Origin of the sequence: Bacillus xiamenensis (assembly GCF_001857925.1) — a bacterium.
GTDB classification, from domain to species: Bacteria; Bacillota; Bacilli; order Bacillales; family Bacillaceae; genus Bacillus; species Bacillus xiamenensis.
Genome location: NZ_CP017786.1, coordinates 470,842 through 482,340, shown reverse-complemented (window position 1 = coordinate 482,340; position 11,499 = coordinate 470,842). Strand labels below are relative to the sequence as shown.

The 11,499-nt window shown below is 42.5% G+C and carries 19 protein-coding genes and 1 riboswitch; of the genes, 14 read left to right on the top strand and 5 right to left on the bottom strand.

Annotated features, from left to right (window positions below):
• The first annotated feature begins 30 nt into the window (after positions 1-30).
• Positions 31-140, top strand: a riboswitch (TPP riboswitch).
• 78 nt (positions 141-218) lie between these two features.
• The 9 genes from tenA (at position 219) to BK049_RS02385 (ending at position 7,163) form a co-directional block, all read left to right on the top strand.
• On the top strand, positions 219-929 hold the full coding sequence (gene tenA, locus BK049_RS02425) for a thiaminase II (protein ID WP_071167774.1): 711 nt from the start codon (positions 219-221) through the stop codon (positions 927-929).
• Positions 904-1,521, top strand: coding sequence for a thiazole tautomerase TenI (tenI, locus tag BK049_RS02420; protein ID WP_071167773.1), 618 nt, complete (start codon positions 904-906; stop codon positions 1,519-1,521). Before tenA ends, tenI begins: the two co-directional genes overlap by 26 nt.
• Positions 1,505-2,617: a glycine oxidase ThiO gene (gene thiO / locus BK049_RS02415; RefSeq protein ID WP_008355357.1), complete on the top strand. Its 1,113-nt coding sequence runs from the start codon at positions 1,505-1,507 to the stop codon at positions 2,615-2,617. Before tenI ends, thiO begins: the two co-directional genes overlap by 17 nt.
• A complete protein-coding gene (thiS, locus tag BK049_RS02410) occupies positions 2,614-2,817 on the top strand; it encodes a sulfur carrier protein ThiS (protein ID WP_071167772.1) in 204 nt (67 codons plus the stop codon). Before thiO ends, thiS begins: the two co-directional genes overlap by 4 nt.
• A gap of 4 nt (positions 2,818-2,821) precedes the next feature.
• Positions 2,822-3,589: a thiazole synthase gene (locus tag BK049_RS02405; protein ID WP_008355361.1), complete on the top strand. Its 768-nt coding sequence runs from the start codon at positions 2,822-2,824 to the stop codon at positions 3,587-3,589.
• The gene (locus tag BK049_RS02400) at positions 3,586-4,599 is read left to right on the top strand and encodes a thiazole biosynthesis adenylyltransferase ThiF (protein WP_008355363.1); all 1,014 of its coding nucleotides are present in this window, start codon (positions 3,586-3,588) and stop codon (positions 4,597-4,599) included. The genes BK049_RS02405 and BK049_RS02400 overlap by 4 nt, the downstream gene beginning before the upstream one ends.
• A 17-nt stretch (positions 4,600-4,616) precedes the next feature.
• Positions 4,617-5,423, top strand: a complete 807-nt coding sequence (gene thiD, locus BK049_RS02395) for a bifunctional hydroxymethylpyrimidine kinase/phosphomethylpyrimidine kinase (RefSeq protein ID WP_071167771.1) — start codon at positions 4,617-4,619, stop codon at positions 5,421-5,423.
• 279 nt (positions 5,424-5,702) lie between these two features.
• Positions 5,703-6,479 (top strand): enoyl-ACP reductase FabI, encoded by a 777-nt coding sequence (fabI, locus tag BK049_RS02390; RefSeq protein WP_008355367.1) that lies wholly within the window; start codon positions 5,703-5,705, stop codon positions 6,477-6,479.
• 114 nt (positions 6,480-6,593) lie between these two features.
• Positions 6,594-7,163: a CotO family spore coat protein gene (locus tag BK049_RS02385; protein ID WP_071167770.1), complete on the top strand. Its 570-nt coding sequence runs from the start codon at positions 6,594-6,596 to the stop codon at positions 7,161-7,163.
• Between the two features lie 36 nt (positions 7,164-7,199).
• On the opposite strand, the gene BK049_RS02380 is transcribed toward BK049_RS02385, so the two are convergent.
• The 5 genes from BK049_RS02380 to BK049_RS02360 all read right to left on the bottom strand — a co-directional run bounded on the left by BK049_RS02380 (position 7,200) and on the right by BK049_RS02360 (position 9,846).
• Positions 7,200-7,643: a CotY/CotZ family spore coat protein gene (locus BK049_RS02380; protein WP_008355371.1), complete on the bottom strand. Its 444-nt coding sequence runs from the start codon at positions 7,641-7,643 to the stop codon at positions 7,200-7,202.
• A 214-nt stretch (positions 7,644-7,857) separates the two neighbouring features.
• Entirely contained in the window at positions 7,858-8,349 is a 492-nt protein-coding gene (locus tag BK049_RS02375; RefSeq protein WP_008355373.1) for a CotY/CotZ family spore coat protein, read from the bottom strand.
• Positions 8,350-8,495: 146 nt separating this feature from the next.
• The gene (locus BK049_RS02370; RefSeq protein ID WP_071167769.1) at positions 8,496-8,981 is read right to left on the bottom strand and encodes a spore coat protein; all 486 of its coding nucleotides are present in this window, start codon (positions 8,979-8,981) and stop codon (positions 8,496-8,498) included.
• Positions 8,982-9,068: 87 nt separating this feature from the next.
• On the bottom strand, positions 9,069-9,407 hold the full coding sequence (locus tag BK049_RS02365; protein ID WP_071167768.1) for a spore coat protein: 339 nt from the start codon (positions 9,405-9,407) through the stop codon (positions 9,069-9,071).
• Positions 9,408-9,450: 43 nt separating this feature from the next.
• Entirely contained in the window at positions 9,451-9,846 is a 396-nt protein-coding gene (locus tag BK049_RS02360; protein ID WP_244887363.1) for a spore coat protein, read from the bottom strand.
• A 181-nt stretch (positions 9,847-10,027) separates the two neighbouring features.
• On the opposite strand from BK049_RS02360, the gene BK049_RS02355 reads away from it, so the two are divergent.
• The 5 genes from BK049_RS02355 to spoVIF all read left to right on the top strand — a co-directional run bounded on the left by BK049_RS02355 (position 10,028) and on the right by spoVIF (position 11,492).
• On the top strand, positions 10,028-10,366 hold the full coding sequence (locus BK049_RS02355; protein ID WP_008355381.1) for a DUF1360 domain-containing protein: 339 nt from the start codon (positions 10,028-10,030) through the stop codon (positions 10,364-10,366).
• A 71-nt stretch (positions 10,367-10,437) separates the two neighbouring features.
• Positions 10,438-10,566, top strand: coding sequence for a hypothetical protein (locus BK049_RS19940; RefSeq protein ID WP_008355383.1), 129 nt, complete (start codon positions 10,438-10,440; stop codon positions 10,564-10,566).
• An 86-nt stretch (positions 10,567-10,652) separates the two neighbouring features.
• On the top strand, positions 10,653-10,874 hold the full coding sequence (locus tag BK049_RS02350; RefSeq protein WP_071167766.1) for a hypothetical protein: 222 nt from the start codon (positions 10,653-10,655) through the stop codon (positions 10,872-10,874).
• A gap of 84 nt (positions 10,875-10,958) precedes the next feature.
• Positions 10,959-11,096 (top strand): YjcZ family sporulation protein, encoded by a 138-nt coding sequence (locus BK049_RS02345; RefSeq protein WP_008348419.1) that lies wholly within the window; start codon positions 10,959-10,961, stop codon positions 11,094-11,096.
• Positions 11,097-11,234: 138 nt separating this feature from the next.
• Positions 11,235-11,492 carry a sporulation-specific transcription regulator SpoVIF gene (gene spoVIF, locus BK049_RS02340; protein WP_003212292.1) on the top strand — a complete coding sequence of 86 codons (258 nt, stop codon included), beginning with the start codon at positions 11,235-11,237 and terminating at the stop codon, positions 11,490-11,492.
• The last annotated feature ends 7 nt before the right edge of the window (positions 11,493-11,499 follow it).

Sequence of the window (11,499 nt, the reverse complement as noted above, 5' to 3'; positions counted from 1 at the left end):
TGATTAAGATAGAGGTACAACATGATAAGTTTGATCCACTAGGGGAGTCCTTTAAAAGGGCTGAGATAAAAGTGTCGACTTTTAGACCCTCATTACCTGAACAGGTTCATACCTGCGTAGGGAAGTGGTGCGGTGTTTGACTATGCTTTTTACAAATTCCAAACCACTTTCCACGCGGAAAGTGGTTTTTTTATATGGAAAAACAGGAGGAGAGGAACATGACATTTTCAAATGAATGTAAAGAGACAGCAGCGACTTGGTGGAATGGAAGCTTTACACATCCTTTTGTAAAAGGGATCGGAGATGGCACACTTTCACTCGATCGTTTCACCTATTATGTGATGCAGGATTCGTATTATTTAACTCATTTCGCAAAAGTACAGTCGTATGGAGCGGCCATTAGTGAGGACTTACATACGACAGGCAGAATGGCGTATCATGCACAAGGCACGTATGAAGCAGAGCTATCGCTGCATAGAAAATTTACAGAACTGCTTCAGATCTCTGATGAAGCACTCGCCAGCTTTAAGCCTTCTCCAACTGCTTATGCATATACCTCTCATATGTATCGTTCTGTGAAAAGCGGCCGCTTTGAAGAAGTTTTAGCCGCGTTACTGCCGTGTTACTGGCTATATTATGAGGTGGGGGAAAAGCTGAAACAAACAACACCTGACCATCCGATTTATCAAGAGTGGATTTTGACATACGGAGGGGATTGGTTTAAAGAGCTTGTGTTTGAACAGGTCAACCGCTTTGATGAACTCGCGGAAAGAGCGCCAGAACATGTACGGGCCAATATGAAAGAAAATTTTGTGATTTCAAGCTATTACGAGTACCATTTTTGGGAGATGGCGTATGAAAAAGAAACGTGGCAAACAGCATGCTTAGATGGGGTTGGTGCAAATGGAACTCCACGCAGTGACAAATGATTCACTTTCTGTGAGCGAGCTGATCAATCAAATAAAAGCCGTTGAGCCTGAAGTAGACTTTATTCATATACGGGAACGGTCTAAAACAGCAAGTGAGCTTGTTCATCTCGTGAAACAACTCCTTGCAGAAGGCGTTCCGAAAGAGAAGCTTATCATCAATGACCGAGTCGACGTTGCACTGCTCACCAATATTCACCGTGTGCACCTTCCAGGCCACAGCTTTTCGCCAAAGGAATTGAGACAAAAATTTCCTCACTTGCATGCGGGGGTGTCTGTTCATTCGATAGAAGAAGCCAAAGCAGCCGAGAAGAACGGGGCAGAGTATGTCATATTTGGGCACGTATATGCTACCGCATGTAAACCCGGACGAAAGGCGAGAGGCATCAAGCTTGTGGAAGAATTGACTTCTGCGCTGTCCATTCCGGTGGTCGTGATTGGTGGCATAACGCCTGATCGACTGCCAGAATTGATGCATATTGATTTAAAAGGAATAGCGGTCATGTCCGGTATTTTTACTCATCCTCAGCCGCGCAAGATGGCACAAGCATTTTCTCAAAAGCGAAAGGAGAATCCTTATGAACAAGCATTATGACGTTGTGATTATTGGTGGTGGAATCATAGGGATGTCAATCGCCTATCATCTTGCAAAAGCAGGAAAGAAAGCCCTTTTACTTGAGGCAAATGAGGTAGGAAAGCAAACAACGAGTGCGGCCGCTGGTATGCTGGGTGCACATGCTGAAGGAGAAGGTGATGAGGATATTTTCTTTCAAGTAGGGAGAAGAAGTCAGGCTCTATATAAAAAATTAAAAGTCGATCTTCAGCATGAATCGGGCATTGATATACGGGCATCAGCGGGCGGCATTATGAAGGTGGCTTTTACAGAACACGAAAAGCGTGCACTTTGCCGAATGCAGCATCTGCCCACATTTGAATGGCTTGAAGCAAGCAGCGTAAAAAAACGCATCCCTCAAATCACAGATGACATCATAGGAGCAGGCTTGATTGAAGATGATGTGCATGTGGAACCGTATGCGGTATGCAGGGCATTATGGCAGGCGGCTGTTCGGTACGGGGCAGATGTGAAGGAGTTTACGCCTGTTATCGAAGTGAAGACGGGCAAAGAAGCATTGACTGTTAGAACAGCTGGAGGCACATTCACATGTGATCATCTGACTGTAGCAAGTGGTGTATGGTCTGGCCGTTTTTTTGAGGAAATGGGATTCTCGCATTCTCTCTATCCAGTAAAAGGAGAATGCGTGTCTGTGTGGAATAACGGTCCAGCACTTGCACACACCATTTATCATGATCATTGTTATATCGTTCAAAGAGATAGCGGCAAGCTGATCATTGGTGCAACGATGAAGCCGAATGACTGGCAGGCGATTCCGACACTTGGCGGCATTGAAACTGTTATCAAAAAAGCGTCTCAGCTAATGCCATCCATTCAGGAGATGCCAATTGATCAATGCTGGGCAGGTCTTCGTCCAGCGACAAGCGACCGGCATCCCTATATCGGAAGACACCCAGAAGATGAGCGTATTCTTTTTGCGGCTGGACATTACCGAAATGGCATTTTACTTGCGCCCATTACCGGTGAAATCATTCGCGATCTGATAGTAGGCGAGCCTGTCAATGAAGAATGGCTTCATGCGTTTCGTATTGGCCGAAAGGAGGCATTGTTCGTATGAAAATTCAATTGAATGGTAGAATCGTTGACTTTGATAAAGAAAATGGAACGATCTTTGATCTGCTATCAGCCTATCAGCTTGAAAACCGTGTGGTGATCGTCGAAAAGAACCAAGAAATTATAGATAAAGAAGCCTTTCAACAAGTAGAAATTCAACCAAATGATACGATTGAAATCGTTCATTTTGTAGGAGGAGGATGACACAATGCTACACATTGGCGGAAAAACATTCACATCAAGACTATTACTTGGTACAGGAAAGTATCCATCATTTGAGGTTCAAAAAGAAGCGGTCAACGTATCAGAAGCTGAAATTTTGACCTTTGCTGTACGAAGAATGAACATATTTGAACCATCACAGCCCAATTTCTTAGAGCAGCTTGATTTATCAAAATATACATTGCTGCCGAATACAGCAGGGGCAAGTACAGCGGAAGAAGCGGTACGTATTGCCCGTTTAGCGAAGGCTTCTGGATTGTGTGACATGATCAAGGTAGAGGTGATTGGCTGTTCAAGGTCTCTTCTACCAGATCCAGTCGAAACGTTAAAAGCTTCTGAAATGCTATTAGAAGAAGGTTTTATCGTGCTGCCATATACGTCAGATGATGTGGTGCTGGCACGGAAATTAGAAGAACTCGGTGTCCATGCCATTATGCCAGGTGCTTCTCCGATCGGTTCAGGTCAAGGGCTGCTAAACCCTCTGAATCTCTCGTTCATTATCGAGCAGGCGAAGGTGCCAGTCATTATTGATGCTGGTGTAGGCTCTCCGAAGGATGCTGCTTATGCGATGGAATTAGGGGCTGATGCTGTCTTGCTGAATACTGCCGTGTCTGGCGCAAAGGACCCGGTGAAAATGGCAAAAGCGATGAAGCTGGCGATTGAATCGGGAAGACTCGGTTTCGAGGCAGGCCGTATCCCGTTCAAAAACTATGGGACAGCCAGCAGTCCTCAGGAAGGAATGCCAGCGTTTTGAGCACACGTTATTCACGCCAAGAGCTTTTTAGACCGATTGGAACAGATGGGCAAAAGCGGCTAAACGCCTCAAAGGCTGTCATTATTGGCGCAGGGGCACTTGGAACAGCAAGTGCCGAAATGCTCGTTCGTGCCGGCGTAGGATCTGTCACCATTTTGGATAGAGATTATATTGAATGGAGCAACCTGCAGCGTCAGCAGCTTTACACAGAGCAAGATGTTCAAGATCGGCTGCCAAAGGCTGTGGCGGCTGAAAAAAGACTCAAGCAGGTGAACAGTGACGTCCAGGTAAGAGGAATCGTCATCGATGTGACCGCTCAAAATATGGAAAAACTTGTGAGCGGGGCATCCATCATCGTGGACGCAGCGGATAATTTTGAGGTGCGAATGATTGCAAATGATGCGGCCATCAAACAACAAATTCCCTTCCTTTATGGAGCCTGTGTAGCCAGCTATGGTATTCAATTCACTGTTATTCCTGGTGAAACACCATGTTTACACTGCTTGCTTGAGCATTTACCTGCACAAGGCATGACTTGTGATACAGCAGGAATTATTAGTCCAGTTGTGCAGCAGGTGGCGGCATATCAAGTGGCAGATGCACTGAAGTTGTTAACAGGACACGAAATGACTCCGATATTAAGATCGTTTGATTTATGGACAAATGAGCGAGCTGATATACGCTCCGCTGCGTCTTTAAAAAAAGAACAATGTCCAAGCTGCGGTCTTAAGACATATCCATTTCTCTCATATGATCAGAGAGCAAAAGCAGACGTATTATGTGGACGTAATACGGTGCAAATTCGCAGTGCAGCAGGGACACCTCCAGTTTTACATGAAGTAGCCCGTCAGTTAAAGAAAGCAGGAATGGATGTACTAGAAAATCCGTATTTGCTATCCTGTCAAAAGGATGAGTACAAGCTCGTCTTATTCAAAGATGGCAGAGCGCTTGTACATGGTACAAGTGATATTGCCAAAGCGAGAACGATTTACCATCAATGGATTGGCTAATGAGAGGGTGTGATGAAATGACGATTAAAAAGGCGTTAACCATCGCGGGTTCTGATTCTGGCGGCGGTGCAGGCATTCAAGCAGACTTGAAAACCTTTCAGGAGCTCGGTGTGTACGGAATGTCTGCGATCACAGCGATTACAGCGCAAAACACACTTGGCGTTCACGGTATTTATCCACTTTCAACCGAGGCGCTCACAAGTCAAATTGATGCAGTGGCAGAAGACTTATTGCCGGATGCCGTCAAAACAGGGATGCTGTGGAGTGCTGAAATGATCAGCGCCGTCGCTGAAAAAACGGTGCAATATGAGTTCAAGCTGATTGTAGATCCAGTCATGATTGCAAAAGGCGGGGCCTCTTTATTAAATGAAGATGCTGTCTCCGCCATGAAAACACATTTACTGCCTGTCAGTTATGCTGTAACGCCGAATCTTCCTGAGGCAGAAATACTGACAGGCATGCGTATTCAGACGAAAGAGGATCGCTACCGAGCAGCACAACTTCTTTATGAGCTTGGCACGAAATATGTCGTGATCAAAGGCGGTCACGCTCCTTCAGGCGGCCTCATTACAGACCTGTTGTACGATGGAAAAGGCTTTATTGAAGTCACAAATGAACATATTGATACCAAGCATACACACGGCACAGGCTGTACGTTTGCGGCGGCATTAACAGCTGAAATAGCAAAAGGGCGTTCGATGAAGGAAGCCTTTGAAACAGCAGAAACCTTTGTCCATGAGGCAATCAAATATCCTTTGCATATTGGCGCAGGACATGGGCCAACCAACCATTTTGCTTATCAGAAAAACAGGCGTAACACATAAAAGGGGACCGTCTTTACTTGTGAGGACGGTCTCATCGTGTAGACAAACCCTCACATTCGCCCGCAGTCCTGCGCGCTGGTTGCGCACGAAGGTCAAATTCGCTCCGCAAAAGTAGCGGCTATTCCTAGATTTCAAGGGCTTTCACTCACGATGAAAAGAAGACAAAGGGCTAAAAAGAAACTTTCTTTAAGCGGAAATTGTCAATATCTCATGATTTGTGATAAGATTATGATCAGGTACTAATACTATGTCTTGAAAAAATAGGAGGCTTTAATACATATGAAATTTTCTTTAGAAGGCCGTAATATCGTGGTCATGGGTGTTGCTAATAAACGAAGCATTGCATGGGGGATTGCTCGTTCACTTCACGAAGCAGGAGCTCGTTTGATTTTTACTTATGTTGGAGACCGTCTTGCAGAATCTGTTAAAGAGCTTGCAAGCACACTTGAGCGTGATGATTCCATTATTCTTCCTTGTGATGTAACAAGTGATGAAGAGATTGAAAAATGTTTTGCAACGATTAAAGAAAAAGTACAAGTCATCCATGGTGTTGCACATGCGATTGCATTTGCAAACAAAGAAGAGCTTGTTGGTGAATACTTGAATACGAACCGTGAAGGTTTCCTTTTGGCGCACAACATTAGTGCATATTCATTAACAGCTGTTGCAAAAGCAGCACGTCCGTTAATGACAGAAGGCGGAAGCATTGTCACACTTACTTACTTAGGCGGAGAACGTGTCGTATCTAACTACAATGTCATGGGTGTTGCAAAAGCAGCACTTGAAGCAAGTGTGAAATATTTAGCAGCTGATCTAGGAGCAGAAGGTATCCGTGTGAACAGCATTTCTGCTGGTCCGATTCGTACATTATCTGCAAAAGGAATCAGCGGATTTAATACAATCCTTAAGGATATTGAAGAGCGTGCACCGCTTCGCCGTACAACGACTCCAGAGGAAGTCGGCGATACAGCATTGTTCTTATTCAGTGACCTATCCCGCGGCATGACAGGTGAGAATCTTCATGTTGATTCTGGCTTCCATATCATTGCCCGCTAAACGAATACATGACTTGCAGCATACCGATGACGGGTATGCTGTTTTTTTATTTTTCTTCTGATTTGAGGGGTCCGCTCATATATATAAGGAATGAATCATTCGGGAGGGATCAGTATGTCAAATAAAGGTGATGAGAATCAAAAGCCGCTTATGTATATTGTGCAGCCGAGCTATGATGAATCGGCGCCGGCCATGCAAAATATTGTGAGAAAACGAAAGAAGTCAGAAAAACCGCCAGAAAGCAAAAAAAGCACTAAAGAGGAAGCAAGTGAAGAAAGCAGGCAGGAACCTTTATCTCAAGAAGTAGAGCAGAAAAAAGAAGAGCCGCCTGCACCTGAACGACAGGTCATACAGGAATCAGAGCTCTCACAAGAGCGAGAGTCAGTACAAGAACAAGAAAAGCCGCCAGAAGGCGTATTTCATGAATCAAAAGAAGAACCAAAAAGAAAACGAGTGAAAAAACCTTTAAGTCAAATGAACATAGAGGAGAAGGTCGATTTTCTGACAAGTTTGCCGCATAATATGCCAAGAGCCCTTTGTCTGATTGAAGCCGATGGAAAGACATACAGAGGGATTATCATAGAGAGAAAAGACAATACGGTGGTCATCCGTACAGCAGGCGGCGGAAATCCAGTGGAATTAGCGATGGATGATATCTCTTCTATTCATCCGCTTGGTTTTTAATGAACATCAAAAAAGTCCCATAAAGGGACTTTTTTGTTAGCAGCTACGGTTGATGAGACGTGGATTTAAGCACTCGATTGCGCAGAAGCAGTCAAGGTCCACTTCGATGCAATACTTTGATTTTTCTAATCGGAACACATCACATACGGAATCTTTATCTGTAAAATCTAAAATATGACGGTCTTTGTCAAATGCAATAAGCAAGCTGAGTGTTGCGCAGTGATCAGAGATGTGTTCGACTCTGAAAAATGCAGTGCTGAAGCAAGGGCCAGCATCTACTTCTCCGACGTTTCCGAATGCGACAAATGGTTTTGATTTTGATGTAAATAGAACAAACGGGACAGTGTCACCTAATGAATGTGATGGAGAAAGGAGATTGCTGTAACAGCTAGTCGGGCAATCTTCTTCGACGGCATTTTGTAAGTCGTCTATGTTTTCAACAGCCTCTGCTACACAGTTCCATGAATGTTTGCGGCTCATATTCAACCCTCCTATACAAGGAATTTTGTTTGAGTGTTTGAGCACTATCATCATCTACAAGCTTTATTATGTGACTCGCCGGTTTGAAGCATCTAGTTTCAATCAATGCGGAAGCGTCCGCTTTTTTTGGCTGACTGCTCCGCATGATTGATTGTCATTCTTTGAGGAAGGGGATGCTTTCATTCATGACAAGTTAGGTCAACGGACGAGCTGTTTAGCCGTGATGATGATGTTTTTTATCTTTTGTTGGCAGCACTCTGTCTACAAGTTCTGGGTTTAAACATTGGATCGCGCAGAAGCAGTTCAAATCAACCTCGATACAAAAGTCCGTTTTTTCTAACCCAAAGAAGTCAGGGTCGCAAGGGTGACAAACGCTTAACGTATGTCCGTGTACATCGACAGGTCTTAACACAGATAATGTGGCACAGCAGTCATTTAATTTTTCAACCCGGAAGAAGATGGATTCGAAGCATTGGGAATCGTCAACAAATCCTCCAATGTTTCCGAAAGTAGAGAACAATCCGCCCTTTTTATCAAAAAGTAAAAACGGAATCGTATCTTTTCCAGAAACTGTTGGGCTTAATAAATTACTGTAGCAGCTCGTAGGACATTTATCTTCTACAGCTTCCTGCTCTGCTAAAATCTTATCAACCGCATCGCATACACAGTTTTCATCATGTCGGCCATGGTGTTTTCCGCAGCTCATGGATTTCAGCTCCTTTAACAAGGTATTTGACTTTAGTCCTTAACAACATATGTATGCGCCCTCTAGTTGGTGTGGGTAAATGACTATTTATCTTTGTTGTATTTTTATAAAAGGAAAAGCAGAGCTTTTCGCTCTGCTTTTTTTCATTAGAGGATACCGATTGCAATGATCAATGCAGCTAAAACTTGCACGAGTGTTTGAACTGCAACTGCGACATCTGCATCAACTGTAGAAACAACTACATCTCGAGAGTTTTCAATGACAAGTTTTTGACGATTTGCTTGTTTAGTGGTTGTTAATTGTACGAGATCTTGTGCTATTTGATCAGCTAAGTCATTGTCAGCGATTGATAAATTAATAATGGCTACTAAAGCCAGTTGCACCGCTGTTTGAACAGAAACTGCGACTTGAGCATCAACTGAAGAAACGTTGATATCGCAAGAATCTCTAATAATGATGACTTCTTCTGAAATTTGCTTATTTTGCGAAGCTTGCTCTCCACTTTGAAGAACGTTTTCATCGTGATCATAATAATTGTCACCACATACAGGCTTTCTATCATAGTGATTGTGGTGTTCTTGATGAGTACAGTTACGATCAAGAGCTACCCATGAATAAGGTTTTGAATCCATATTTTTTCCTCCTCTCGTTTACTTTATTAAATGCGAAATATCAATTTTGGTTTGAGACAAATATCCTGATATGAGAACCCATTTTTATTAATTGTTGTTTTGCTCAGACTCTCTTCGTTGATGAATACGATGTCTTAATGTGGTTCTTTTTCCACGATTGGCTTTAGAATGAGTTTCTTCTGATTGTTGAGCAGTTTGAGTTTCTTCTTGACGTTTTTTTTCTTTTTGTGATTCAACAAAATCATTTGCTTTCTTTTGAAGATCTTCAACTAACTTCAAAATATTTCTTTTTTGTTCATCATTTAAAGGTCGTCTATTTTCTGCTGTAATGTTGTACTTATTTAAAACATCACTGACAAGCAAACTTGTTAAAGGGTCTACATTTGTATCAATATTGTAATCTTGCTTTTTATTATCTTCAGACAAATTATTTCACCTCTTTCATACGTAATGTTAGAAAAAGAAAGGGTCAAAGAATGCCGGCTTCAATTAAAAGTACATTCAGTGTTTGAGTGAGAATTTGGACGGAGTTCATAATGGATGCATCAGATAATGTAATCGTGACGTTATAACAATTGATGATTTGAATCACTGTTTTCTTTTGAACTGTCACTTGTTGTGCAGCTAAAAGCTGTTCTGTGATGTCTGCAGCCAATTCATCATCTGGTACAAGAATTTGAATTAAAAGAGTAATGATTGTCGTTACGGTCGCTTGAAGGGAGAGTGCGGCTGTTACATCTGTTTTATCAATCGTGACATTTTCGGAATCCTTGATCACAATGAAATCATCATAATTCCTGATTAATTCGTTTAACAGTTGTGTGTATAATAAATCAGCACTTTCTTCAATAGACAATACTTTCACTCCTTTCTTATCTATACATTATTTAATGCAGCAGAGGCTCAAGGTGGAATCAGAAAGCGTGAAAAAGTACAACCCAATTTTATTTCCACTCGATTCATCATGGCGGTCGTTCTTTTTGCATATATAAAGAAAGGACAGAAAAAAGAAGCAAGAAGGAGGTGGAGGTTCACTGAGCGGTGCTATGTCATTTGTGATATTTGCCCTCGCATCCTTTAGGCTGACGAGATTGATCGTGTTTGATACGATTACAGCCCCTTTTCGCCGCCTATTTCATGAAGAGCAAGAAGAGGTAAACGAACAAGGCGAAGTCGAGACCTATATTATCATCAAAGGAAAAGGGCTGCGGTCTTGGATAGGAGAGCTGTTAAGTTGTTATTGGTGTACGGGTATGTGGTGCACTGCTGCTTTACTTGTTATATACATACTTTTTCCTGTCATCAGCGTGTGGCTTCAATTACTATTAGCGATTGCCGCAGCAGCAGGCATTATTGAAGCGGTCGTGTCGAAGCTTGTGAAATAAACAGGCATTCTGATCAGACACGCTTTTAAAAAATGCATATACTAACATGGAATAGGAAAGGAAGGGTTGCGATGAAACCAACTGAAACGCCGTCACATATGCTCCAAGGGTATCCAGCGCAGTCAAACCAACAATCTGTATATACGAAGAAAATCAAGAAGACTGGCTGCGGGTGTGGAAAGAAAAAGAAATATCAATAGTAGAAAAAACAAAAGCCGGATTTATCCGGTTTTTTTGTTGCCCTTTTTTCTAGTTCTGCATATGAAAGAGAGAAGGGGTGACCAGAATGGACGCATTCGAACAATTAATCGGCTCATTGTTCACTAACCCTCATGATGGGAAAGAACAAGCGCACGAAAAGGTTGAAATGGATCTAGCTGATAAAGCCAATGATCTTGAACAGCATTTAAAGGCATTTGGCGACAAGATGGATGCGTTTGCGAAAGAAACAGAGGCATTCATGATGCGTCATGGAGATGCAGCTTACGTCTTTAAACAGCAGAAATGAAAATTCCGCACTTTTTTATGTGATCGTCCAAACCATTTCTTGTATTTTTCATATTTTGAAAGGGAGAAGAGGAGGTGCTTAAATATGAGTTGTTACGGTTACGGTGGCGGTTATTGCGGAGGTTATGGCGGCGGCTACGGCGGCGGTTATGGTTCAACTTTTGTTCTTGTTGTCGTGCTTTTCATCCTTCTAATCATCGTTGGTGCTTCTTTCTTTAACTAAACAGTAAGAAGGTGAGGGAAGCAATGGGGGAGCCTTTTGCTTTCCTTTCTCTTTGATTGAACAACGCGGTAGGATAGGCACATATCTCGCCTATTTTCATATAGTAAGGTGATTACTCCACAACGAGGAGGCAAATGAATGGATAATAAATTTTTTAAAAGCGTGGAAAATAAAACTGGTGTGAATATGAATGACGTCTTTAAGCTTGCAGGATCTTTACAAAATGCTAATTTTAAAGACGAAGCGACCGTTCGAGGTGTCATTAAAAAAGTAGCGCAGCTTGCAAACAAACGTGTACCTAAAGAAATGGAAGACAAAATCGTTCAATCCATTACAAGTGGAAAAGAAAAGCTTGATTTCAATACAATCGCTAAAATGATGAATAACAAAAAATAAACAACAG